Source organism: Huijunlia imazamoxiresistens (assembly GCF_037132455.1).
Taxonomy (GTDB): Bacteria; Bacteroidota; Bacteroidia; order Chitinophagales; family Chitinophagaceae; genus Flavisolibacter; species Flavisolibacter imazamoxiresistens.
In genome coordinates, this window is record NZ_JBBBEI010000002.1 from 442,573 (window position 1) to 465,584 (window position 23,012).

A 23,012-nucleotide genomic window follows, 5' to 3' on the forward strand; every position below is an offset into this window, starting at 1 on the left:
TTAATTGGGAATTGGGAAGCGACCCTCCGACTGTCAAGACCTAATTAACCAATTAACCAATTCCAAATTCCTAACTTGCGCCTCTTATGCCTGCTTTAGAATTTGAACTCCTGAAGACCGATGACCAGAGTGCGGCCCGTGCCGGAACCATCACCACCGACCACGGGGTAATCCAGACCCCCATCTTCATGCCGGTGGGCACCATCGGCAGCGTAAAGGCCGTGACGCAGCCCCAGCTGGTGCAGGACGTGCAGGCCCAGATCATCCTGGGCAATACCTACCACCTGTTCCTGCGGCCCGGAATGCCGGTGATCGAGGCGGCCGGCGGCCTGCACCGGTTCATGAACTGGAACCGGCCCATCCTTACCGACAGCGGCGGTTTCCAGGTGTTTTCCCTGGCGGCCAACCGCAAGATCAACGAGGAAGGCGTGATGTTTCAAAGTCATATCGACGGCAGCAAGCACCTGTTCACCCCCGAAAAGGTCATGGACATCCAGCGCACCATCGGGGCCGATATCATCATGGCCTTCGACGAGTGCCCGCCTGCCGACAGTCCCTATAAATACGCGCTGGACTCCATGAAGCTGACCCACCGCTGGCTCGACCGCTGCTTCGACCGCTTCGGCTCCACGCCCGATAAATACGGCTATACGCAAAACTTATTTCCCATTGTGCAGGGGGGCGTGCACCACGACCTGCGGCGCGCGTCGAGCCAGTATGCCGCTTCCAAAGGCGCTACCGGCAATGCCATCGGCGGCCTCAGCGTGGGCGAGCCCGAGCCGGTGATGTACGAGATCTGCCAGCTGTGCTGCGAAAACCTGCCCGCAAACAAACCCCGCTACCTGATGGGGGTGGGGACGCCCTGGAACATCCTGGAGTGCATTTCCCTGGGTGTGGACATGTTCGACTGCGTGATGCCTACCCGCAACGGCCGCAACGCCATGCTGTTTACGACCAAAGGGATCATCAATATCGACAATAAGAAGTGGGAGACCGATTTTTCGCCGATCGACGAGGGGCTGGACAGCGAGATCGGCCACTATTACAGTAAAGCCTATGTGCGGCACCTGTTCAAATCGAAGGAGATCCTGGGGCTGACCATTGCCAGCGTCCAGAACCTGGCCTTTTACCTGTGGCTGGTGAAGGAAGCCCGGCGCCATATCCTGGAAGGCGACTTTGCCGCCTGGAAAAAGGAGCTCATCCCGGTACTGAAAACAAGGCTGTAAGCGGCCGGGATAAAAAAAAGCGGCCGGAGCCGGAGGCCCGGAAGACGGTAGATCCCTTCAAACACCTTTTTCACCTGTTCCTGGTACCGTCATTCCTGGCATCCGGTTCCGCGCCGGCATATAGTAAAATGAGTAAGGTCGAAAGCTTAGGCGGCACTGTTGATCAGCACATACAATACGGCTGCGCCAAACAGTAAAAACAACAGGACGATCAACACCGCGGAAATGGTGAGAAATACTTCCTGGCTTTTTTCTTTGTCCAGGCCCAGAATTTTTAAAACTTGTTCCATATTACCTGTTTTGTGAATACATTAACCAGTGTGAATTGCATGCCAAATACCTACGGGCGGGTCTTCAGGTGAATAGCAGGGCCTTATCCTTTTTTCGCTTCCGGGCTTGGGGAATACTGGCAACATTCGGTGGCCCCAGATTCCGTTTGCCCCAATACTGCAAACAAAAGCCCGGCGCTTCCGCCGGGCTTTTGCCGTTATTTCCTAGGCCTTGACCGCCAGGGGTTTGAGGGAGGTCAGGGAGTCGATCTTCACCGGTTTGCCCGAGTCGATGCTGTTGCGGGCGGCGATGCCCACCAGCACGGCCATGGAGCCGTCACGGCTGCCGGCGGCCTGGCGCCAGGGGTCCTTGCCGTCGGGGTTGAAGATGTGCTTGCGCAGGCGCACGTCGCCGCCGCCATGGCCTTCCTCGGTGTTGGGGATGCGGATGATCTCGCGCTTGCCGAAGTTGGTGGTCAGCTGCAGCTCGTCAAAACCTTCCTCTTCCCAGGGCTGCCGCTCCTTGATCCAGGCTTCCAGCCGGCCCTTGGTGCCGTTGAAGGCAATGCGGTAGCCTTCGTAAGGCGAATAGGTGGTGAGCGAATAGCTTACCTGCACCTTGTTGGCATAGCGGATCTGCACGGCCATCTTGTCAAAGATGTCGATGTCTTCCTTCCAAACGCAGCCGTCGCGGTGGTAGCCGTCGTATTTTTCGTTGTCGGCGTAGATCTTCATCAGGCGTTGGTCCTTGGTCATGTCGAAGTAGAAGGCGCATTTGTCCTTGTGCGGGCAGGGGCGGCAGTGGGTGTAGCGGAAAGGATTGTTTTTCCCGTAATGTTCCAGCGCTCCATTGGCAAATACTTCCTCGGGCTCGGATTCGAGCCACCAGTTCAGCAGGTCGAAGTGGTGGCTGGACTTGTGCACCAGCAGCGAGCCGCTGTTTTTGCGCAGGCGGTGCCAGCGGCGGAAATAATCGGAGCCGTGATACACGTCGAGGTACCAGTTGAAGTCCACGGAAGTAACCTTTCCGATGGCGTCGTTGCGCAGCAGTTCGTATATTTTTTGACGGTGGGGCGAGTAGCGGTAGTTAAAGGTTACCCGGACCTTTTTGCCGGTCCGCTTTTCGGCGTCCAGGATGGCCTGCACCTTCTTTTCGTCGATGGTCATGGGCTTTTCGGTAATGATGTCGGCCCCGTACTCCATGCCCTTGATGATCTGCTCGTGGTGGGTGCCGTCCACGGTGGTTACGATCAGCATATCGGGTTTGGTTTCCTTCATCATCTTATCGAAGTCGGTATAGGTAGGGCAGGAGACCTGCAGCATTTTTTTACCGGTTTCCACCCGCCCGGGGTTAATATCGCACAGGCCCACGAATTCCATGCGGTCATTGTGTTCTTTCAAGACGTCCACGCCCCACATGCCCAGGCCGCGGTGGCCGGTGCCGACCATGGCTACACGTTTTTTGGGGGCGTTCAGGGCAGAGGCAAACAATTGGGAAGAGAGTAGGGTGCCGGCGAGTACGGTGCCGGTTTGCTGGATAAAGTTTCGGCGATGCATATCGTTTTAATTGTGGATCACAATATAACGAGTTTACGAGTTTACAAGTTTACGGGTTTACGAGTTCCTTGCCTTCTAAGGGATTGTTACTAGATAGGGGATGAAGGCTGCTGATTCCAAAGGCTTTCCCCCGGGGCCAGGGCAACGCGCAAACCTGTAAACTTGTAAACCCGTAAACATTAAAGAATGGCTGTCACCCAGCGATCCTTCCCGCAATTGGGACAGGAGGGCGGTGGGGGGGAGGGCCGGGAGTGGCCGCAATGGTAGCAGACCTTTTTGTGGCTGTGGGTTTGCTCGTTGAAAAAGTCGGTGTCGTCTTCGGGGATCACGCTCAGGCCGGGCGGCGGATCCTCCTGTCGCAGGAAGGTGAAGGAGCCGTTGGCTTCGAAATACAGGCGTTTGACCTCGCCCAGGTGGCGGATGCCCTGCCCCCGCAGTTCGGAAAACAGCCGCTGCCGGGAGAGCCTCGTTTTTTTCATCCGGGGCAGCAGCAGCACGCCTTCCCTGACCAGGATGGTCAGTTCGTCCTGTACCAGGGTTTCGAATCGTTCGCTGTGGAAGGCCCGGTTGGCCACCAGCCGGCCGACCCCTACCACCACCAGCGCAATGACAAAGGCGGGCAGCAGGCCCCGGTCGGGCGTGAGCAGCGGCACCCCCACGGCAGCCGCCAGGGAAAAGAGGGCCACCATTTCGGTGCGACTGAGCTGGGCGGCCATGCGGCGCCCCAGCAGGCGCATGCTGACGATCAGCAGGATAAATATAATCACCCCCCGCAGTACGGATTCCAGCAGGAAGGCCGGGGGAACGTCGCCCATAAGCCACCGCGACCAGTCGGTAAATTTAATTTCATGTTCTTTCATAGTTCCATAGAGTTTATTGGATAGCCTTTATCCAGTGAGTATTTCCGCAGTTGGAACAGGTGCCGCCGGTGCCCTGCAGGTGCAGTTGCCCGCAATTTCCACACACCCGTATGGGATCGGGCGCTTCTTCCTGGTCGTGGAGGGCATGGGGATCCTCCATCGGAAAGAGGGGCAGCCCGGGTTTGGGCAACGGTTCAGAATAGACGCTGAAAATGCCGCAGGCTTCCAGGTACACCCGTTTCACTTTACCGAGATGGAAGATATTTTTGGTACGCAGTGCGGCAAACAGCTGGTTCCGGGAAACTTTTGCCTCATTAAGCTGGTTCATTTGCAGGACGCCGTCTTTTACCAGCAGGCTGTAGTCGCCGTTGGTCACCTTTTCAAATTTCCCGCTTTTGAACGCCAGCCAGGTAACGCCCCGCAGCAACAGCAGGGTCAGCAGCAGCACCAGCACACCGGGCACGATCCCGCGATCGGGCAGTTGCATCGGCGGCGATACGATAGCCCCCATGGTCAGGATGATGGCGAATTCAAAGATGGTCAGCTGCCCGTTCATGCGCTTGCCCAGCAGGCGGGTGACGGCCAGGGCCAGCAGGTATACGATCAGGGCGCGGATAAATACCTCCAGGAGAAATTCCGGCGGTGCCTCCCCTAAAAGGATCCGTTTAAAATCCCAAAGCTGGATGTCTTTTGGCATGAGTGGATTTTGGGAGAGGCGAGAACAAATAGTATTCCTCCGGCAGCGGCAACGCCCGTTTTTTTTCAAGAGCTTCCCGAAGGACCGTTTTGTTCTGCCTGCCGGTTCTGTTTCTGGATAACTTTTCCCGCTTGCTCTTTACTTTTATGGGCATGACCGCCGAAACCTATATCCGCCACCTGCACCTGCAGCCCCATCCCGAAGGAGGATTTTATAAAGAGACCTACCGTTCGCAGGGGCGAATCGCCGCCGCCTGCCTGCCCGGGGGCTTTACAGGCGACCGCAGTTTTTCCACTTCTATTTATTACCTGCTGCAGCAGGGCGATTTTTCCACCTTTCACCGTATTCGGAGTGATGAGGGCTGGCATTTTTATGCCGGCGGCACCCTGCTGGTGCACGTGCTGGAGCCGGGAGGAAACTATACCTGCCACCGGTTGGGGCGCCGTATTGCGGAGGGAGAGCAGTTTCAATTGGTAGTGCCGGCGGGCGCCTGGTTTGCCGCCGAACCCGCCCCGGAAACGGATTTTGCCCTGGTGGGGTGCACGGTGGCTCCCGGTTTCGACTTTGCCGATTTCGAGCTGGCCCGCCGGGAGCCGTTGCAACAGGAATTCCCCGGCCAGCACGACCTGGTCGGGCGGCTTTGCCGGCAATAGGCAATGGGCAATGGGCAAAAAGAGCAAGCCCTCAGCAGAGTAATGAAGCTGTTCCCGGCGCAGGGAATGCTGCTCATTGCTTTCTGAGGGCTTGCCTATTGCTTATTGCTTATTGCCCATTGTCTTCCCTTCCGCGGCCGGTTTTTTGTTGCAGCTCTTCGATCTTTTTAGAAGCTTCTGCTTTGGAAAGCTGGTCGTCCGGCTGTTCGCCGGCTTCCTGGGCCAGGGTATGCAGGTAGGATTGCTGCGGACCGGTCATGGGCTCGTCGCCGGTGGTCCACTCGTCGGGGTCCTTGACGGGGTTGCTGCGGGCAGCGGTTTGCTGTTGGGAATCCTGTGCTTTACGGCTGTTGTTTCCCTTCCGGGAAGCGCTACGGTTATTATCCGGATTATTTCTTGTTTTCATGATGCTAATTTTTTTATCATAAAAACACAGATAATGCCAAAAATATTAGTAAGCCGCTTTGAGCAAAGCGTCGGTATTCCCGGAGAAAAGGTGCTTACCGGTGTTCGGTGGCTGGCTGCGTTATTTCCTTGCCGGAACCGGAAAGCTGTTTGGTTACGGTTACAGCGGCTTTCTCCGGCTTTACCGCTGACGCTGTAGACCAGCCGTATTTCCGTTTCCACACTTTGTACCAGTTTTTGTTGGCAGGGTACCTGCGGTGCGCCGTCATATTGTTAAAGACCAGGGCTACCAGTAACAAAATGAGCACCCCCGTGAATACGGGGTTCAGCACATACCAATAGCCCAGTTCCTGGATCTTCGGAGAGCCGATGGTGGCGATCAGGGCGGTGGCCCCTCCGGGCGGGTGCAGGGTTTTGGTGATCTGCATCAGCACAATGGCCAGCGAAACCGACAGGGCGGCCGATAGCCAGAGCTCGGGAATGAAGCGGTGCACTGTCACCCCGATCAGGGCACAGAGCAGGTGGCCACCCACCAGGTTGCGGGGCTGGGCCAGCGGGCTGTTGATGATGCCGTAAATTAAAACCGAGGAGGCCCCAAACGAGCCGATCAGGAATAGGTTGTCGACCGGAGAAAGGTGACTGCTGTTCAGGAGGCCGATCAGGCCAATGCCAATAAAAGACCCGATGAACGTCCACAGGTGTTCGCGGGTATCAACCAGGGTTTCTTTATACAATACAATGCGGGCGGCCCGCAACCGGCGTTTGATTTTCCTTCTCATCGTTAATCTCCGTACGCTTTACTTTGGGGCCGCGAAGTTATATCAAAATAAATTTTTGTGTAGAAGGAAATGGTGGATTTGACATTTGCCTTTGATTTTCTGCCACAAAGAAGTTGTTTTTTTCGCGCGGGATCTTTTCGGGGCATCGAAATGGGGAACGCTTTTGGCGTTTGGCCGGAGCACAACCGGGCCGTGCGGGCCGCTTTTTCTCTTTCTCCTCTTTTTTCTCTTAGCCGTAACTTTGTGCTTTGTCGATACAGGCCTGAGGGCGGCCGGGGCCGTATCATTCCTTCATGCATAAAAACAGCCTTTATGGACATCCGTCAGACGCTAGTGGTACATGCCAGCTTCATCCCCTTATTGAAGCAATTAAAAGAATCCCATCAGAAAGCTTCCCTGCTGGTGGATGAAAACGGCCTCAGCCGCGAGGAAGGATATGTGGCCCACCTGCTGGAAGGGGAGGGGGCAGAGGATACCCTGGTGCACCTGGATAACGGCAAGGTGATCACCCTCAAATCCATCGTTGCCGTCAACGGCACCTTCCTGTCCGATTATTCGGAATGCTAAAACAGTTTTTGGGTTATGGAGCTCCAATTTCAACCGGCCACGGAGGCTGATGTGCCCGAGGTGGCGGCCATGATGGCCGATTTTTACGCTATTGACGGCTATGCATTCGATGCCCATCGGTCGGAAACCAACCTGCAGCTTTTTGTCCGGAACCCGGAATTGGGAAGGCTGTGGCTGCTGCTCTGGGGCGAGGAGGTGATCGGTTATGCGGCGCTGACCTTTTGTTTCAGCTTTGAGTTTGGCGGGAAAACCGCCTTCCTGGACGAATTGTACCTGGTGCCGGAATGCCGGGGAAAGGGATTGGGGAAACAGGCTGTGGCGTTTGTGTGCCGCCAGGCCCGGAAAGAGGGCGTTCAGGCGGTGCACCTGGAGGTGGAGCTGCACAATGGCCCCGGGCGCCGGCTGTACGGGAGGGTCGGTTTCCGGGAGCACAACCGGATACTGATGACGTGGCACAGCACGGAATGACTTTTGTTGACAGGTGTACTATGTCACATACAAAAACTGCAAAATTCGTGGGCGGGCCCCTGGACGGCAAGACCAGGGAGATCGATATCGGCCAGACCACCTACGAACTGGACGAGCCGCCACCCCCGGAGGATATTCACGAAGGTGAAGTCCCTATCGGCTTCTTCCCCCCGTTCCATAAATACATTTACGAGGAATCGCCCGAGGGAAGTGGCGTCTTCATTTATCAACATTAAAAAGCCTTCAACATACGTGACGGCCCCTGCAAAAGGGGCCGGCCACGTATGTTTTTTTATGCCCGGAGGGACACCTGTTCGCCGTGCTGGGTGATATCGAGGCCGATGATCTCGTCTTCCTTGGATACCCGGAGCGGGGAAATGATGTCGGCGATTTTCAGCAGTACAAAAGACATAATGAAGGAAAAAGCCACTACGATCAGCAGGCCCAGCACATGGGCGAAGAACAGCTTGGTCTCGCCGTAAAACAGGCCGTTGCCGGTAGTATTGGCCGGGTTGACCGCCTGGTGGGCAAAGATGCCGGTCAGCAGCATGCCGACCATGGCCCCCACGCCGTGGCAGGGAAATACATCCAGGGTATCGTCGATGGAAGATTTTGCGGTCCAGGCGACGAACATATTGCTGATGATGCTGGTAAAGGTGCCGATGAAAATGCTGTTGGGGATGGTGACGAAGCCGGCAGCCGGGGTGATGGCGACCAGGCCCACCACCGAGCCGATCGAAAAGCCCAGGGCCGTGGGCTTTTTGCCTTTGAAGGCGTCGAACAGCATCCACGCAATGCCTGCGGCGGCGGCGGAGGTGTTGGTGGTGGCCAGGGCGGTGGCGGCCACGTCGTTGGCGCCCACGGCCGACCCGGCGTTAAAGCCAAACCAGCCGAACCACAGCAGTCCCGTGCCGGTCAGCACGAAGGGGATGCTGGAGGGATTGGTGTGCAGCTCGCCGGTTTTGCGCTTGCGCAGGTAGAGGGCGGCGGCCAGGGCCGAGCAGCCTGCTGAAATATGTACCACCGTTCCGCCGGCAAAATCCAGGACACCCATTTTCATGAGGATGCCGTTGGGGTGCCAGGTCCAGTGGGCGATGGGGGCATAAATGAACATGCTGAACAGGCAGGCGAACAGGATATAAGAAGTGAACCGGATCCGCTCGGAAAAGGAGCCGGTGATCAGCGCCGGGGAGATCACGGCAAATTTCAGCTGGAAAAACGCAAAGAGCACCAGGGGGATGGTGCTGGCCAGGGGCCACGGCTTGCTTTCCAGGACGCCGTTAAACATGAAGTAGGTGCGGGGATCGCCGATGATGCCGCCGATGGAATCGCCGAAGGCCAGGCTGAAGCCCACTACAATCCACAACACGCTGATAATGCCCATACAGACAAAGCTCTGCAGCATGGTGGTGATCACGTTGCGGGTGCTGACCATCCCGCCGTAAAAAAGCGCTAGGCCGGGGGTCATCAGCAGTACCAGTCCTGCGGACACCAGCATCCAGGCCACGTCGCCGGCCACAATGCCTTCGGTTACCATGGGTTTGGCGGGTACCTTCGAAATAAGAACGCCTAATATACTAACGGTCACCAGAAGCAAAAACGGAACTACAGAAAACCTGGGTTTCACGAGACAAACAATTTTAACGGTTAATGATTGTGTTTCGGAGCGGCAAAGATGTTTAATCTATTCAAACTGAACAAGGAAATAGAGAAAAAAGAGAAAGGATTCCCAAAAGTTGCCTTTTTAGTTTAAAAAAATACATATTAATTGAAAAAATTGTGTAACAGGAGCTTTTCCGGGCGCCGGTCGCCGGTTTTTAAATAAAGCGTAATGGGTAAGGGATTCGTTAACAAAACTTTGGCCGACAGAATCGCCCTTTTGACCGACAGAAGAAAGGATATTCGTGCTGTGCGGGATATTTTTGCAGCCATAAAGGAAGCCTCACCCTAAAATCCAGTAATAATGAGAAAATATTTTTCGGAAAAGAACGCTCTGACCGTGATGGTCAGCCTCTTCTGCTTTATCATGATGTTGGTGGCGGTCTTTAAAGACCATTCCCTCTGGGAATCCATCGCTTTTGCTTTAGCGTTCAGTTTTTCCGTAGAGCTGATCTGCCACCGGGCGAAAGAAAACGGCTAGGGATTTCGGATTTGGGATTTCGGGTGTCGGAACCCTGGATAGCAGTAGGAGTCCTTCTTCTATTAAGGTTCCGAAATCCGAACATCCGACATCCGAAATTGATTTATCGCAGCGTTTCAAATGCGTAGCGGGCCGAACTCCAGAATGCATCCAGGGCGATGATGCGGGGTTTAAAAAAAGAGATCAGCGCGGGCCAGTCTTCCTTCCGGAAAACGCTGACGCCTTCCAGGTCGGCCCAGATCGTGCTGACCAGCTTACCATTTTCGTCCTGCCCGTGCAGGTGCCAAGTCCATTCCTCCCCCAGGGCCTCCTCCAATAAACTCCTCAGCTGGGTAAACTGCTCAAAATACAATTGCTGGATGTCAGCATCGGGATGTGCCAGCTCGATGCTGATGGTCGCCTCCTTTTTGCCGGCCTGCATCCGGAAATACAGGTGCTTTTCCCCGGTTTTATAATTGATCCAGTTCACCTTTGTCCCTTCCGCCGACAGCACGGGTGCCATATAATGTCCGAAAGCGGTCCAGAATTCCTGCCGCAGTTGCGAAGCCTCCTGTTTTGAATACATCCGATGAAGATAGGATTTTGGAAAGTTCACCCGTTCAGGGGCGTTCCTCGATTGCGCCGGTAAAGGAAATGTTTTGCCGGTTGTTGCTCAAAACCTGCAGGGAGGCATAGCCTTGTTCGGAAACGTTCAGGTTGAGCTGCCGCGGGTCGCGGACGTCTTTGGGAATGAGGGTAATGTCCCAGCCGCCTTTCCGCCGCACCTTTACCTTGTAGTCGAATTGGGTGGAGGTAAACTGGAGGCCGCCTTCCGAAGGATTCATCGGGGCTACGAACGCGCGTCCGAAATAGGGCAGGAAGGAAACCAGGCTGTCCTTCGACACCCGCAGGTCGTAATCGGAGGTCAGTGGAATGGTCCGTCCGCCCATGGGCTGGGCCATTTGCGCTTTAAATACAAAATTCTGCCCTGCCACCAGTTCCTCGGTTCGGGCTGCTTTTTCCTTTTTCCCTTCCTGCCCATAGGCCGTTGTCAGCATAAGCGCTGGCGTTAGCAGGGGCAGCACGGTTTTTATCCATTTATGGAATCGCTTCATTTTCAGCTCCGTTTTATGCCGGCTCCGTCCAAATGCCGTACCATGAAGCCGTCACGGGGTAAATCTTCACAAAATCATCTCTACCGCTTCCTCTTCCACCTGGTCCAGGCGCTCCTTGTAGCGGATAACCCGCCGGCCGATCAGGAGGGTGGAAAAGCTGATGAGGGAGCAGCCCGCCATGGTGGCGGTCATGGGCAGGGCCGTATGGTTGTTGAGCAGGCTGACGGCCGCCGAGGTGGCCGCGCCAATGCCCATCTGGATACCGCCCATCAGGGCTGAAGCGCTCCCGGCCGTACGACTAAAGGGCGCTAGCGACAAGGCTGAGGAATTCGGAAAGGTAAAGCCCTGGCAGCACAGGAACAGGAAGATCAGCAGGATGGTGGAGGCCAGGCCCAGCCAGCCATACCAGGTGCCCCCCACCAGCAGCAGGCCGGTAGCTACCTGGCACAACAGGGCAATGCGGATGATCTGCTCACTGCTGTACCAGCGTAGCAGCAGGCTGTTCAGCTGGCTGGAGCCGATCAACCCGGCGGCGATCAGCGCGAAGATCCAGCCGTACTGTTGTTCGCTGACCCCGTACAGCTGCATAAACACGAAGGGCGAACCCGAAATATAGGCATACAGGCCGGCCGATGCGAACGAGCCGGTCAGGGCGTACGTATAAAACTGCGGCACCTGCAGCACGCTCCAAAAGTTGCGCAGGATGGGGGCGGGTTTCAGCGAAAACTGGGGGTCGGGCTTACGGCTTTCCGGCAGCAGGAAGATGGTCGCCGCCAGGATCAGCGCCCCGATCACGGTCAGCACCACGAACACGTACTGCCAGCCGAAGACGGAGCTGATATAGCCGCCGGCGGTGGGTGCGATGATGGGCGAGACCCCCACCACCAGCATCAGGGTGGAGAATACCTTGGCGCTTTCCTGCACCGGGAAGAGGTCGCGGACCATGGCCCGGGAAGCCACCATGCCGGCGCAGCCGCCCAGGGCCTGCAGCAGGCGCAGCCCGATGAGGGCATCCACCGAGGAAGCCAGGGCGCAGCCCAGCGACGCCAGGGTGTAGCCGGCCAGCCCGATATACAGGGGCTTTTTGCGGCCAAAGCGGTCCAGCACCGGCCCATAAATGAACTGCCCCGCGGAGATGCCGATAAAAAAGCTCGAAAGGGAAAGCGCCACCCGGTCTTCCGTAGTACCCAGGTCCCGGGCAATGGAAAGAAAAGCCGGGAGGTACATGTCAATAGAAAAAGGACCGATTGCCGTCAGTAATCCCAGGATCAGGATGATAGAAAATTTTTCCCTGGGTGCCATAGTTTTCATGGGTTACAAATTTAAAGAGTCACCATTATTTACAGGCGGGCGCTCAGCCGGAAATGCAGGCGGCCGCCTTCTTCGGACAGGCCGTAATAAACCGTACCCGCCAGCTTGTTGAAAAACGAAAGCAACAGCCCGCCACCATAGCCGTAATGCCACTTATCCGATACTTCGCCCGGCTGCCATACCCGGCCTTCGTCGAAGAAGCCTACCAGCCCGGCCTGGCCGTTGAACAGGAAGTTGTGTACCGGCCGGATGAAGCGCAGCTCGTTGTTGTTGAAAAAAACGGTTTTCCCGGAAAACCGCTGCCGGCGGTAGCCCTTCAAATTCTGCCCGCCGCCCAGCCAGTTGAGCTGGTAAAATTCCGGGTCGCCGATGATGGTGGAGCCGCCCGAGCGCACGGACAGCGAAAAGGAGGGGCTCAGGGGCAGGTAAAACTGCAGGTTGCCCAGGTACCGGTAAAACGAGCGGTCCGTTTCCTGGAGGTTCTGCGTGTAGCTGGCCGTCGCCAGGAAGTCCACGCCCCTGGTGGGCACCAGCTCCTGGTTGACCTGGCGGTACAGGTAGCTGAGCTCGCCGCCGCCAAAGTGCTTCCGGTTAAAAACCGAGGGGTCCATGGGGCGGAGCAGCTTGGCAATGGAGGCTTCCTCCTTGCCGTCCAGCACTTTCACCGACTGGTAAAAGCCCAGCAGCTGCAGGCGATGGTAGCGGGAGAACATCCGCTGCAGGCCGATGCTTCCCATCAGTTCGGAGGTAAAGAGGCGGTAAAAGGGCGCCTCTTCCGTATTTTTTGTTTCGTTGCCGGTTCCGAAGTACAGGTTGCGCAGCGCCTGGTCGTAGCGGCCGTTCAGCAGCAGGTTCCATTTGCCGGAAACCAGGTTGTAGATGCCGGAATAGTCAGCCCCGAAGGCGTTGTTGGTGATGCTGTATACTGCTTTGAGGCTTTGCTGCCAGGCAAAGGGCACTTTGCGGAACCGTTGTTTCGTGTAGGTATAGCCGAAGTTCAGGTGGATGCCCCGCAGGTTCGAATAGTAGGGGAGCTTGATGGTATGGCCCACGTTCTCCCGGTAGCCCCGGTAGTTGTAGGCGTTGATGGCCGTGTCGGCCGACAGGCGGCGCCGGGCAGGCCCTGTGATGCTGTTGCCGGGGTTGTCGTAGTAGTGCAGCCGGCGGCGCGGGGCCGAGGAGGTGCTCACCAGCGAATCGCGGTCGGTGCCCCCGACGATGCGCAGGAGGATGGCCTTTCGGGCCGGCCCTTCCACCAGGTAGCGGTCGTTGCCCGACAGTCCGTACAGCCGGATCTCGTCGGTTTCGTAGCGCCAGAACGTGCGGTTGTAAAAGGGCGCTCCTTCCGGCTGCCCCTGCTCGTTCAGCCGGGTGACGGTCACCTTTGTTTGTTCATCGTTGAGCCGTTCCACCCGGAACAGTTCGCGGCCCGGCGACCCCAGCACATCCACTTCCTCGGCCAGGTACTTGTACTGCTTTGCGGCGTACCGGGGCAGTTGGGCCCGCCGCGACTTCAAATGGTCGATGAGCGTCGGACCGCTGTAGGGAAAGACTTCCGGGGGCATCTGCCGGATAGAGGTTTCGATCACCCGGTCGGTCAGCGCTCCCTGCATTTTTTCGGCCTCGCTTTTCCAGGTATGACCGCTTACTTCGTTGGTCAGCAGCCGGTCGAGGTAGCGGGCAGGGAAGTTGAATTTTTTGACGTTGCGGATGGTGGGCTGGAAGGAGGTGAGGTGCTCCAGTTCCTCGGGGGAGGTGAACATGTAGGGAAAGAAGCCGTCGAAGCGGCTGTAGATCTGGTCGCGGTCGAAGGGCAGGGGCTGGTACACCATCACGGGGCCCGACCGGCGCCGTACCCAGCTCCATTTGCTTTCGCTGCGGTTCCAGTCGCCCAGGAACATGTCGAACAGCCGTGCCCGTACGAATACGTCCTGGTGGGTACGCAGGGCCGGCTGCTCCAGGTAGAGTTTCAGCAGGGAGTCGGTGGTGGCGGGTGCTGCCGGCAGGCGGGCGCCTTCGCCCGGCAACGACCGCTCGTCCAGCAGGCAGAGCCGGTTGCCGAACAGGGCGTTTTGCGTTCCCAGGGCGGGGGAAGGGGAAATAATCACCAGCCGGGGGTTGGTATGGGCGATGCCGGCGGCCCCGGCCATTACGGGCACGGTCAGGGCTGCAAAGGGATGGGCGGAAGCCTGCTGGCGGCGGGCCAGGTTTTCAATGAACGTGCCCCGGGTGATGGGGGGCAGGGCGGCGCTGTAATCGCGGTGTACGGTCCGCAGCACGTAGTCTTTTCCCGACCGCCCTTTCAGCAGCAGCGTTTGCGGGTTGTCGAGGGTGGCCACCGGCTCCAGGCCGCCGTCCACCGTGTCCAGCCGCAACACGGGAACGGTTACGGGGGTGGTCCATTCCTTATGGTAATGGTGGCCGAAGAACCTCCGGCGCATGGGGCCTGCTTCGTAGTCCTGGCCGGCGATCACCGTTCGCTGGCCGGGACGGCTGCTGTCCGTTACCGTGGTTGCCTGCCCGAAAGCGAAGAGGGGAAAGAGGGAAAAAAGAAAAAGAGTGGCAGGCCTGTAGCTGCGCTTGCGGTTATGAGTTGTGCTGCTGTTCATGCTTGATCGTTCACTTGTTCACGAGCGGGGGAGTTCCAGGGTTCCAAAGTTCCAGAGTTCACAAGTTCCTGAGTTCCTATGTTCCTGGGTTAGGACTTCCCCATATCCAATGCCTTTTCCTTATTGCTTAATTGCTGATTGCCCATTGCCCATTGCCTATTGTCCCTTTACTCAGGCGTCGGCGGAATGGTTCTGGGTATAGTTGGTAAGCCGCTGGCGGTTCAGGCCCGAGTCGCCGATGCCGGCGTCGTTGGCGGTTTCCACGTTGGGCGCTTCGGCCCTGGGGCCGGTGTTGTTTTCGTTGTTGTTGCGGGCATTGATGTTCCCGGTTTGCGGGGAGCGTTCGGTATTGCGGCGGTCGCGGTAAGCGGCAAAGCGGCTGGGTTGTTTGCGTGCCATAGGTTGCTGATTTGGGGGAAAAGCCGAAAAATGATGCCAAAGGAGGGGGCGGGCCGGGTGTGGATCTGCCGGTTCCTACGACCTGGCATTCCGTTGTTGGGGGCAACTAAAACCGTATTTTTTATGTGGCAGCAGCTCCTGGAATTCAAACAGACGGACCGCAGGTGGCATTTTGGCGTACTGGCCGGCCTCAGCGTGGGCATTCCCCTGCTGGCGGGCTACTTCACCGGGCATATGCCCGAAGGCAAGCTGGCCTCGCTGGCCGGGCTGGTGATCCTGTACCTTCATTCCCATCACCTGGCCAGCCGGATGCTGACGCTGATGGCCTGTTCCTTCGGCATCATGGTTTCTTTTGCCGTGGGCCTGCTCTTCAGCTTCAATCCCTATGGGGCCTCCCTGGCGCTGGGGGTGTTTGCCTTTGCCGTGCATGGGGCGCTGTACGTGCTGAAGATGCTGCGCCCGCCGGGCAATTTTTTCTTTATCATGGTGGCTTCCACGGCCATCTGCATGCCCCACCACCTGGCGACGATTCCCGAAAAAGTCGGCCTGGTCGGCATCGGCACCATGGTTTCCTGCACCCTGGGATTGCTGTACAGCCTCCTGACCCTGAAGCCTTCCCTGCCCGGGCCGGAAGTGGTAACGGTGGTCAAAAACAAGGAGGTGCACCTGGTGGAGTCGCTCACCTTTGGGCTGTTCGTGGGGCTGGCCCTGCTGGTGGCCCACCTGTTACAGCTCGAGAACCCTTACTGGGCACCCACTTCCTGCGCCGCGGTGATGCAGGGCGCCAGCACCCGACACATCTGGCAGCGGAGCGTGCAGCGGGTCGGGGGCACCTTTATCGGGCTGGGCCTGGCCTGGGGGATCCTGCTGCTGCAGCCCTCCCAGTTGGCGCTTTGCCTGGGCATCATCGGCCTGCAGGTAACCGTGGAACTGCTGGTGGTGCGCAACTACGGCCTGGCGGTTATTTTTATTTCCATCCTCACCATCCTGCTGGCCGAGTCGGGTGCCACCCTGGCCCACGATCCCAACGACCTGCTCCGGGCCCGCTTTTTCGATATCCTTGTCGGCAGCCTCATCGGCGCCCTCGGCGGCTGGGTCCTGTACCACGAAGGGCTGGGCCTTACGCCTGGCTCCTCCCGCTGAGGCGTGTTAAAAAAAACTTTCTCTTGCCCTTTTTCTTGCACGTATGGAAATCCCTGCTTAATTTTGCTAACGCTGTTAGATAATTTAATCCAATCAAAATGGGAATCGCCGAACGCCGACAACGACAAAAAGAAGAGGTACGCTGCTCCATCCTCCAGGCCGCCTGGCAACTGGTGGAAAAGGAAGGCTGGCAGGCCCTGTCCATCCGCAAGATCGCGGAGGCCATCGAGTACAGCGTCCCGGTGATCTACGACCATTTTGAAAACAAGGAAGCTATCCTGCTGGAGTTTACCAAGCGGGGCTTCCGGCAGCTCAACGAAGAGCTGGTGCAGGCCCGCGAAGGGGTGGCCGACCCGGCCGGCCAGTTGGAAGCCATCGCCTACGCCTACCGGGATTTCGCTTTTAACCACAAGGAATATTACCAGTTGATGTACGGCCTGGGCATGCCCAGCTGTGAAACGGTACGGAGCATTCCCGAGCTGGCCACGTTTACCGGGCTGATCCTTTCCTGCCTGAAGGAACTGATCGCCCTGAGCCCCCGGCCTGAAACCGATCCGTACCTGAAGCTGCATACCTTCTGGTCCATGCTGCACGGCCTGGTTTCCATCGACATGATGGGCGGGGAACAACCCAGGGATGAAATGAACCAGAAAGTGCTCCAGGATTTTATCTGCGGCTTTATTTCCGGGATCAAGGGGTAACCCTTTTTAAGGGCAACCTTTTTTTTGCCCATGTAATTAACACTGTTAGTAAATATAGTTATAGTACACACATCTAACCTGAATAATAAAACTAAACGCAATAACCATGGCAACGACAAAATGGGTCCTGGACCCCACGCACAGCGAATTAGGCTTCAAGATCAAGCACCTGATGATCACCAACGTATCGGGCAACTTTAAAAGCTTTGATGCGCAGGTGGAAACCGAGAACGAAGATTTCAGCACGGCCCGCCTGGAAGTGACCGCCGACATGGCTTCCATCAATACCAACAACGAACAGCGCGACGCCCACCTGCGGAACTCCGATTTTTTTGAAACCGACAAATACCCCGCCCTGAACTTCCGCTCCACCCGAATTGAGCGGGTGGACTCTGAAACCTTTACCCTCTACGGCGACCTGACCCTGAAGGGCATCACCAAGGCCGTGAAGCTGAATGTGGAGTACAGCGGCCTGGCCAAAGACCCCTGGGGCAATGAGAAAGCAGGTTTCGTAGTGACCGGCAAGATTAACCGCAGCGACTGGGGCATCAACTTCAACGGGGTGCTGGAAACCGGCGGCCTGATGCTGGGCGAGGAAGTAAAGATCAACGCCGAGATCCAACTGGTAAAACAGGCAGCTACCGTAGCCGCTTAAAGGTTTGAAACAATAAAACGCCAAGTCCGAACGTCCGGTGCCCGGAAGTCCGAAAGAACCCTGATCTTCCACAAAAACTACAAAAGTCTCCCAGACTTTTGTAGTTTTTTGCAGGATCCTTCTTTCAGTCTTCCGGACTTTACCGACTTTCGGACTTCCTTATTTATGGCCCTTATTAAAAAGATCATGATTGGTTTCCTCATTTTGGTGCTGGTGCTGGTAGTGACAGTTTTCCTGTACATGCGGCAGCCGCAGTTTGGAAAGGCGCCTTCCGGTGCCCGCCTGGAGCGGATAAAACGCTCGCCGCATTTCCGCGACGGGCAGTTTCACAACCTGAGCCACACGCCTGCCCTTACGGAAGGGGCTACGTATACCGGCGTGCTCAAGCAGTTTCTCTTCGGGCGCAACCAAAGGGGCACGCCGGCCGACAGCCTGCCTTCCCGCAAGACCGACCTGCTGGGCCTCGATCCACAGGAGGATATCCTGGTATGGTTCGGCCACTCGTCCTATTTTTTGCAGGTGGGCGGCAAACGCTTCCTGGTCGACCCGGTGCTGAGCGGCCGGGCCTCGCCGGTTTGGTTCACCACCCGCAGCTTTACGGGCAGCGACGTGTATACGGTGGACGAGCTGCCGCCCATCGACTACCTCTTGCTGACGCACGACCATTACGACCACCTGGATTATAAAACCGTGGTGCAGCTGCAGCCGAAGGTGGGTACGGTGATCACCGGCCTGGGTGTGGGCGCCCACCTGGAGTACTGGGGCTACCGGCCGGACCAGATCATTGAAAAAGACTGGAACGAGGAAGTAGTGCTGGATGCGGGCTTTACCGTGCACACGGCGCCGGCCCGCCATTTTTCGGGCCGCGGCTTCCGCCGCAACGGCACGCTCTGGACCTCCTTTGTGCTGACCACTCCCGGCCGGCGCATTTACCTGGGCGGTGACTCGGGCTATGACCGCCATTTTAAAACCATCGGCGAAACGTATGGGCCCTTTGACCTGGTGATCCTTGAAAACGGCCAGTACGACCAGAACTGGAAGTACATCCACATGATGCCGGAAGAAACGGTGCAGGCGGCCCGGGATCTCAAAGCCCGCCGGCTGCTGCCGGTGCACTGGTCCAAGTTCGCCCTGGCCAACCATGCCTGGGACGAATCCATCATCCGCGTAGTCCGGGAAGGCCTCCGCCAGCACATGCCGCTGCTGCATCCCCTCATCGGCGAAGCCGTCCGGCTGAAGGACGAAGTACCCCCGGTGAACTGGTGGGAAAACGTAAAATAGAAAGTTTATGGAAGGAAAATCGGACAAGCTGATCGTTTTGGACCTCGACGAGACCCTGATTCATGCTACGGAGCATCAGTTGGGTGTTTCCTGTGACTTTTCCTTTGATAACTATTTCGTTTACAAACGGCCGTTATTGCAACAGTTTTTACTGGACCTGTCCCTGCATTTTACCATCGGTGTCTGGAGTTCGGCCGACGACGATTATGTAGCGGAAATCGTAAGGCACATCAAGCCGGATGCGTTGGACCTGTCCTTTGTATGGGGGCGCAGCAAATGCAGTTTAAAGCGTGATCTGGATTACGATACCTACTGCTTTGAAAAACGGTTGGACAAACTGAAGAAAAAAGGCTTCCGGCTGGAACAGATTTTAGTGGTGGACGATTCTCCCTCCAAGGCCAGGACCAATTTCGGAAATGCCATTTACATAAAGGAATTCACCGGTGATCCGCAGGGCCGTGAGCTGCATTTTCTCTATAACTACCTGTTGACCTTAAAGACAGCGGCCAATGTCCGCACCATTGAAAAGCGGGGTTGGCGGCAATAAATTATGAGCCTGAACGAACCTAATAAGGATTTTAAGGAGCAACAATTATAAGCCCGGTGACGACCTGTAGAGCTGTCGTTCCGAACGCAGATCCTGCCCCGCCTCAGCGGGGGAGGAATCCCCTCGGGGCACGAAAAGCCTATTGCAGAAACAGGAAATCCCTCCTTCGAATAGAAACATTCCTTCTTTCTGAGATTCCTCCCCCGCTGAGGCGGGGCAGGATCTGCGTTTATAATGACAGCTCTACAGGTTGTCACCAGGCTTATGATTGTTGCATTGACATAGGCCCTCAGCATGACAGTTTCACAGGCCGTAAATCTGCTTATTGTTGTTGCTCCGCAATAAGTTGCTTAAAAAGACTGATCGTCTACTTCTCTTTTTTTCTGTCACCCATCTTCCGCTCCATTTTGCGCAGGAGCCAAAAGGATAAGAATACCCATACATAACCCAGGCAAAAGCCGCAGATGACGTCAGAGGCGTAATGCACCTGTAAAATGATGCGGCTGATGCCGATCACCAGCGAGAACAGTATCAGGAAGATGGTCAGGGTCCATTTCCATCCGTCTTTCCAATGGTCCCTCCAAATCAACACAATCAGCAGCGAACAAAAGACAAACGACATCAGGGCGTGCCCGCTGGGAAAGCTGTAGCCCGGAAGGTGCTCAAAGATGGGCAGGTGCGGCCGGTCGCGGCGGAATACCTGCTTGAGCCCGAAGAGCAGGAGCGTGCTGCTGACGGCCGTGATGGCGATCTCCAGGGCAATGGCCTTTTTGCCCCGGGCCAGGTACAGCCCGATCAGCGTCATGTAGGCGGGCACCAGGAAGTGGGGCTTGCCGAAAAACGTAAAAAAACGCATCAGGTTAAAGGTGCCGTCTGAAAACCGGTCTTTCAGCCAGCGCAGCACATGGACGTCCAGCTCGTCTTCTTTTTCCAGGAAAACTTCGTGGGCGAAGGCCGCAAAAATATACAGGGCCGCCAGCAGGGAGGCCACCGACACCAGCAGCTTAAAAGTAGCCAGCGGCACCTCCTTTTTCCATCCGTCTTCTTCTTTCTTCAAACTTCCTGTTGGCGTCCTGTTCATTTCCAGTCGTTCCATTTGTTGGAGTGTTCCTGCATACCGCATGCCTTTTTACCCGGGCGGGGAACGAAAATTGCGGGTATCGAAATTCCTGAACCCAAAATGTCTCCTATGTCGCGGTACTTTTTTATTGCTTTTCTGCTGGTGGTGTTCGCCGGCTGCACCAATGAAACCGAAACACCTTCGGCCCCGGAATACAATACCGAGCTGCTGCAGCGCATCCGGGCGGCCGCCTCCATCATTCCCGGCCCTTTCCCTACCGGTATCGGCTACCTGAAGTTTTCCGAAAGCATCCGCAAATGGAGCGAGGTGATCGAGGGTGGGAGCGAAGACCCCTGCAAAATGGCCCGCACCGCCTTCCAAATACATTATCCCGACGGCTGGGTGATGGTGGATGCCGGCATGGACCGGCAGGTGCATAAATTCTTTGAAAAGGAAAAGCCGCAGCCCTTCGACGACGCCAAAGCCGACCGGGTACGGCAGGCCGTAGAGGGCGCCCGCCTGGTGCTCATCACCCACGAACACGGCGACCATGTGGCCGGCGTCATCCGCACCGCCAATACCGGCGGTGTGCCCCATAAAACGCTCCTGACCCGCGAGCAGGCCGATGCCCTGATGACCCGCCCGCAGATGCCCGAAATTAAGCTGGGCGTGCCCGAAAGCCGGCAATACCTCATCGCCTCCTTTGAATCCCTGTTGCCCGTGGCGCCGGGCCTGGTGCTCATAAAAGCGCCCGGGCATACGCCGGGCGAGCTCATGATCTATGCACGGCTGCAAAACGGAAAAGAATACCTGTTCACCGGCGATGTCAGCTGGAGCTACCAGGGCATTGCCGAGAAAAAGGGAAAACCGGAAAATGACCAGAAGCGGATCGGCGAAAACGCCAGCCTGGTCAACAGCCAGCTGGCCTGGCTCAACCAACTCCTGACCAAGGAAAAAGTGACCCTGCTGGTCAGCCACGACGACATCATGCTCCCCCAATACGCCGCGCAGGGGCTTATTGCAGACACTATCAGCGTAGGGAGATAGTTTACGAGTTTACGGGTTTACAAGTTTACGGGTTCCTGACGGGCGCCAGCAACTCGTAAACTCGTAAACCCGTAAACTTATTCCTCACAACTCCTTCTCCAACACTTTCCAAACATTCCTGGCCAGGATGGCGTGGCCTTCGGCGGTGGGGTGGATGCCGTCGGCCTGGTTGAGGCGCGATTCGCCGCCGACGCCTTCGAGCAGGAAGGGTACGAGCGTTATGTTGTTGGTGGCGGCCAGGTCCCGGAACATCGAGCGGAAGTCGCCCGCATACTTGTTGCCCATGTTGGGCGGCACCTGCATGCCGGCCAGCACCAGCCTGCAGTCGGGGTATTTTGCCCGTACCTTGTCGAGGATGTCCTGCAGGTTCTTGCGGGTTTCGGTGACGGGTATGCCCCGCAGGCCGTCGTTGGCGCCCAGTTCCAGCACAAATACGTCGATCTTTTGCTGCAGCAGCCAGTCGATCCGGGATTTGCCGCCGGCCGAGGTTTCGCCGCTCAGCCCGCCGTTGATGACCTTATAGGGCAGTCCCAGGGCCTTGAGGGTATCCTGCACCAAGGCCGGGAAGGCCTGGTCGGGGCTATCGAGACCATAGCCGGCCGTGAGGCTGTTGCCGAAAAAAAGAATGGTTTTTGCCGCTTCCGGCTCAGCCGGTGTTTTTGCTGTTTCCTTTTCGGTTACCTTGGGTTGCTCGTCGTTGCCGCCGCAGCCAGCCAGCAACAGCACCAGGCAAGAGGCAAAAAATGCTTTAGTGGAAAACATCGCCAAAAATATTTAGTTCTAAAAGTGAAAATTAACAAGATACCGGAACATCGGCCGGTAAAAACGCGAACCAATGGAAACAATCCTGATCAGTAAGAACCTTACCCGGTACTACGGCGCCCCCGAGCGGAAGCTGACGGTGCTGGACAACATTTCCTTTTCCATAACGGCGGGTTCCACGGTTTCCATCGTGGGCCCTTCGGGCAGCGGCAAAACCACCCTGCTGGGACTTTGCGCCGGCCTCGACCGCGCCAGCAGCGGCACCGTGGAGTTGAACAATATCGTGCTCGACCAGCTAGATGAAGACGAGCGGGCGAATGTGCGTAACCGTTATATCGGCTTTGTGTTCCAGAACTTCCAGCTGCTGCACACCCTTACGGCGCTGGAGAACGTGATGGTGCCCCTGGAGCTGCGGGGCGAAAAGAACGTGCGCTCCCGCGCCCTCGACCTGCTGGACAAGGTGGGCCTGTCGGCCCGCACCGATCATTACCCCTCCCAGCTTTCCGGCGGCGAGCAGCAGCGGGTGTCCATCGCCCGGGCTTTCTCCAACGATCCCAAAATACTGTTTGCGGACGAACCCACCGGTAACCTCGACGCCGAAACCAGCGATAAGATCATCCGCCTGCTGTTCGACCTGAACCGGGAAAAAGGGACCACCCTCGTCCTGGTGACCCACGACCTCGACCTGGCCGCGCAAACGGGCCGCGTGATCCGCCTGAAAGGCGGAAGGATCGTGTCGGACGAACAGGCAATAAGAAACAAGCAATAAGGAATTGGTTCAT

27 protein-coding genes are annotated in these 23,012 nt (G+C 56.9%); 13 read left to right on the forward strand and 14 right to left on the reverse strand.

The genetic code is table 11. The features are described from left to right. Window positions 1-86 precede the first annotated feature (86 nt). Complete coding sequence (tgt, locus tag V9K67_RS03670; RefSeq protein ID WP_336720180.1) at window positions 87-1,226, forward strand: tRNA guanosine(34) transglycosylase Tgt; 1,140 nt, start codon at window positions 87-89, stop codon at window positions 1,224-1,226. Between the two features lie 146 nt (window positions 1,227-1,372). Here tgt and V9K67_RS03675 read toward each other — a convergent pair whose 3' ends face one another. The 4 genes from V9K67_RS03675 to V9K67_RS03690 form a co-directional block, all read right to left on the reverse strand. Then, window positions 1,373-1,516 (reverse strand): hypothetical protein, encoded by a 144-nt coding sequence (locus tag V9K67_RS03675; RefSeq protein WP_336720181.1) that lies wholly within the window; start codon window positions 1,514-1,516, stop codon window positions 1,373-1,375. A 204-nt stretch (window positions 1,517-1,720) separates the two neighbouring features. After that, window positions 1,721-3,052 (reverse strand): Gfo/Idh/MocA family protein, encoded by a 1,332-nt coding sequence (locus V9K67_RS03680; RefSeq protein ID WP_336720182.1) that lies wholly within the window; start codon window positions 3,050-3,052, stop codon window positions 1,721-1,723. A 179-nt stretch (window positions 3,053-3,231) separates the two neighbouring features. Continuing rightward, complete coding sequence (locus V9K67_RS03685) at window positions 3,232-3,912, reverse strand: DUF421 domain-containing protein (protein WP_336720183.1); 681 nt, start codon at window positions 3,910-3,912, stop codon at window positions 3,232-3,234. Window positions 3,913-3,925: 13 nt separating this feature from the next. Beyond that, complete coding sequence (locus V9K67_RS03690) at window positions 3,926-4,609, reverse strand: DUF421 domain-containing protein (protein ID WP_336720184.1); 684 nt, start codon at window positions 4,607-4,609, stop codon at window positions 3,926-3,928. A 131-nt stretch (window positions 4,610-4,740) separates the two neighbouring features. Between V9K67_RS03690 and V9K67_RS03695 the strand changes: the two genes are divergently transcribed. Next, a complete protein-coding gene (locus V9K67_RS03695; protein WP_336720185.1) occupies window positions 4,741-5,262 on the forward strand; it encodes a cupin domain-containing protein in 522 nt (173 codons plus the stop codon). Between the two features lie 109 nt (window positions 5,263-5,371). Here the strand turns inward: V9K67_RS03695 and V9K67_RS03700 are convergent, their stop codons facing one another. Both V9K67_RS03700 and V9K67_RS03705 read right to left on the reverse strand, forming a co-directional pair. Beyond that, complete coding sequence (locus tag V9K67_RS03700) at window positions 5,372-5,668, reverse strand: DUF3072 domain-containing protein (protein ID WP_336720186.1); 297 nt, start codon at window positions 5,666-5,668, stop codon at window positions 5,372-5,374. Window positions 5,669-5,762: 94 nt separating this feature from the next. Then, on the reverse strand, window positions 5,763-6,446 hold the full coding sequence (locus V9K67_RS03705) for an HPP family protein (RefSeq protein ID WP_336720187.1): 684 nt from the start codon (window positions 6,444-6,446) through the stop codon (window positions 5,763-5,765). Window positions 6,447-6,758: 312 nt separating this feature from the next. On the opposite strand from V9K67_RS03705, the gene V9K67_RS03710 reads away from it, so the two are divergent. Genes V9K67_RS03710 through V9K67_RS03720 form a run of 3 tightly spaced genes read left to right on the forward strand, consistent with a single transcriptional unit; the run spans window position 6,759 to window position 7,717 of the window. After that, window positions 6,759-7,013 carry a hypothetical protein gene (locus tag V9K67_RS03710; protein WP_336720188.1) on the forward strand — a complete coding sequence of 85 codons (255 nt, stop codon included), beginning with the start codon at window positions 6,759-6,761 and terminating at the stop codon, window positions 7,011-7,013. Between the two features lie 15 nt (window positions 7,014-7,028). After that, window positions 7,029-7,481: a GNAT family N-acetyltransferase gene (locus V9K67_RS03715; protein ID WP_336720189.1), complete on the forward strand. Its 453-nt coding sequence runs from the start codon at window positions 7,029-7,031 to the stop codon at window positions 7,479-7,481. A 20-nt stretch (window positions 7,482-7,501) separates the two neighbouring features. Then, window positions 7,502-7,717, forward strand: coding sequence for a hypothetical protein (locus V9K67_RS03720; RefSeq protein WP_336720190.1), 216 nt, complete (start codon window positions 7,502-7,504; stop codon window positions 7,715-7,717). Between the two features lie 56 nt (window positions 7,718-7,773). Here the strand turns inward: V9K67_RS03720 and V9K67_RS03725 are convergent, their stop codons facing one another. Continuing rightward, entirely contained in the window at window positions 7,774-9,018 is a 1,245-nt protein-coding gene (locus V9K67_RS03725; RefSeq protein WP_336720191.1) for an ammonium transporter, read from the reverse strand. 426 nt (window positions 9,019-9,444) lie between these two features. Between V9K67_RS03725 and V9K67_RS03730 the strand changes: the two genes are divergently transcribed. Then, window positions 9,445-9,621, forward strand: a complete 177-nt coding sequence (locus V9K67_RS03730; protein WP_336720192.1) for a hypothetical protein — start codon at window positions 9,445-9,447, stop codon at window positions 9,619-9,621. A 103-nt stretch (window positions 9,622-9,724) separates the two neighbouring features. Here the strand turns inward: V9K67_RS03730 and V9K67_RS03735 are convergent, their stop codons facing one another. From V9K67_RS03735 to V9K67_RS03755, 5 genes are all read right to left on the reverse strand, one after another. Next, on the reverse strand, window positions 9,725-10,186 hold the full coding sequence (locus V9K67_RS03735) for a DUF4268 domain-containing protein (protein ID WP_336720194.1): 462 nt from the start codon (window positions 10,184-10,186) through the stop codon (window positions 9,725-9,727). A gap of 34 nt (window positions 10,187-10,220) precedes the next feature. Continuing rightward, a complete protein-coding gene (locus tag V9K67_RS03740; protein ID WP_336720195.1) occupies window positions 10,221-10,715 on the reverse strand; it encodes a DUF4251 domain-containing protein in 495 nt (164 codons plus the stop codon). A gap of 66 nt (window positions 10,716-10,781) precedes the next feature. After that, a complete protein-coding gene (locus tag V9K67_RS03745; RefSeq protein WP_336720197.1) occupies window positions 10,782-12,026 on the reverse strand; it encodes a multidrug effflux MFS transporter in 1,245 nt (414 codons plus the stop codon). 29 nt (window positions 12,027-12,055) lie between these two features. Next, on the reverse strand, window positions 12,056-14,635 hold the full coding sequence (locus V9K67_RS03750) for a BamA/TamA family outer membrane protein (RefSeq protein ID WP_336720198.1): 2,580 nt from the start codon (window positions 14,633-14,635) through the stop codon (window positions 12,056-12,058). Between the two features lie 171 nt (window positions 14,636-14,806). Beyond that, a complete protein-coding gene (locus V9K67_RS03755) occupies window positions 14,807-15,034 on the reverse strand; it encodes a hypothetical protein (protein ID WP_336720200.1) in 228 nt (75 codons plus the stop codon). A gap of 123 nt (window positions 15,035-15,157) precedes the next feature. On the opposite strand from V9K67_RS03755, the gene V9K67_RS03760 reads away from it, so the two are divergent. From V9K67_RS03760 to V9K67_RS03780, 5 genes are all read left to right on the forward strand, one after another. Further along, window positions 15,158-16,177 (forward strand): FUSC family protein, encoded by a 1,020-nt coding sequence (locus tag V9K67_RS03760; protein ID WP_336720202.1) that lies wholly within the window; start codon window positions 15,158-15,160, stop codon window positions 16,175-16,177. 98 nt (window positions 16,178-16,275) lie between these two features. Further along, the gene (locus tag V9K67_RS03765; RefSeq protein ID WP_336720203.1) at window positions 16,276-16,878 is read left to right on the forward strand and encodes a TetR/AcrR family transcriptional regulator; all 603 of its coding nucleotides are present in this window, start codon (window positions 16,276-16,278) and stop codon (window positions 16,876-16,878) included. Between the two features lie 106 nt (window positions 16,879-16,984). Beyond that, window positions 16,985-17,533: a YceI family protein gene (locus V9K67_RS03770; protein WP_336720204.1), complete on the forward strand. Its 549-nt coding sequence runs from the start codon at window positions 16,985-16,987 to the stop codon at window positions 17,531-17,533. A 165-nt stretch (window positions 17,534-17,698) separates the two neighbouring features. Further along, the gene (locus tag V9K67_RS03775; RefSeq protein ID WP_336720205.1) at window positions 17,699-18,814 is read left to right on the forward strand and encodes an MBL fold metallo-hydrolase; all 1,116 of its coding nucleotides are present in this window, start codon (window positions 17,699-17,701) and stop codon (window positions 18,812-18,814) included. A gap of 7 nt (window positions 18,815-18,821) precedes the next feature. Continuing rightward, complete coding sequence (locus tag V9K67_RS03780; RefSeq protein ID WP_336720207.1) at window positions 18,822-19,361, forward strand: NIF family HAD-type phosphatase; 540 nt, start codon at window positions 18,822-18,824, stop codon at window positions 19,359-19,361. A gap of 367 nt (window positions 19,362-19,728) precedes the next feature. Here V9K67_RS03780 and V9K67_RS03785 read toward each other — a convergent pair whose 3' ends face one another. Beyond that, window positions 19,729-20,457, reverse strand: a complete 729-nt coding sequence (locus V9K67_RS03785) for a phosphatase PAP2 family protein (protein ID WP_336720208.1) — start codon at window positions 20,455-20,457, stop codon at window positions 19,729-19,731. Window positions 20,458-20,550: 93 nt separating this feature from the next. Here V9K67_RS03785 and V9K67_RS03790 point away from each other — a divergent pair, with 93 nt between their 5' ends. Further along, complete coding sequence (locus tag V9K67_RS03790; protein ID WP_336720209.1) at window positions 20,551-21,468, forward strand: MBL fold metallo-hydrolase; 918 nt, start codon at window positions 20,551-20,553, stop codon at window positions 21,466-21,468. Between the two features lie 84 nt (window positions 21,469-21,552). Here V9K67_RS03790 and V9K67_RS03795 read toward each other — a convergent pair whose 3' ends face one another. Next, entirely contained in the window at window positions 21,553-22,230 is a 678-nt protein-coding gene (locus tag V9K67_RS03795; protein WP_336720211.1) for an arylesterase, read from the reverse strand. Between the two features lie 73 nt (window positions 22,231-22,303). Here V9K67_RS03795 and V9K67_RS03800 point away from each other — a divergent pair, with 73 nt between their 5' ends. After that, window positions 22,304-22,999, forward strand: a complete 696-nt coding sequence (locus tag V9K67_RS03800) for an ABC transporter ATP-binding protein (protein WP_336720213.1) — start codon at window positions 22,304-22,306, stop codon at window positions 22,997-22,999. The last annotated feature ends 13 nt before the right edge of the window (window positions 23,000-23,012 follow it).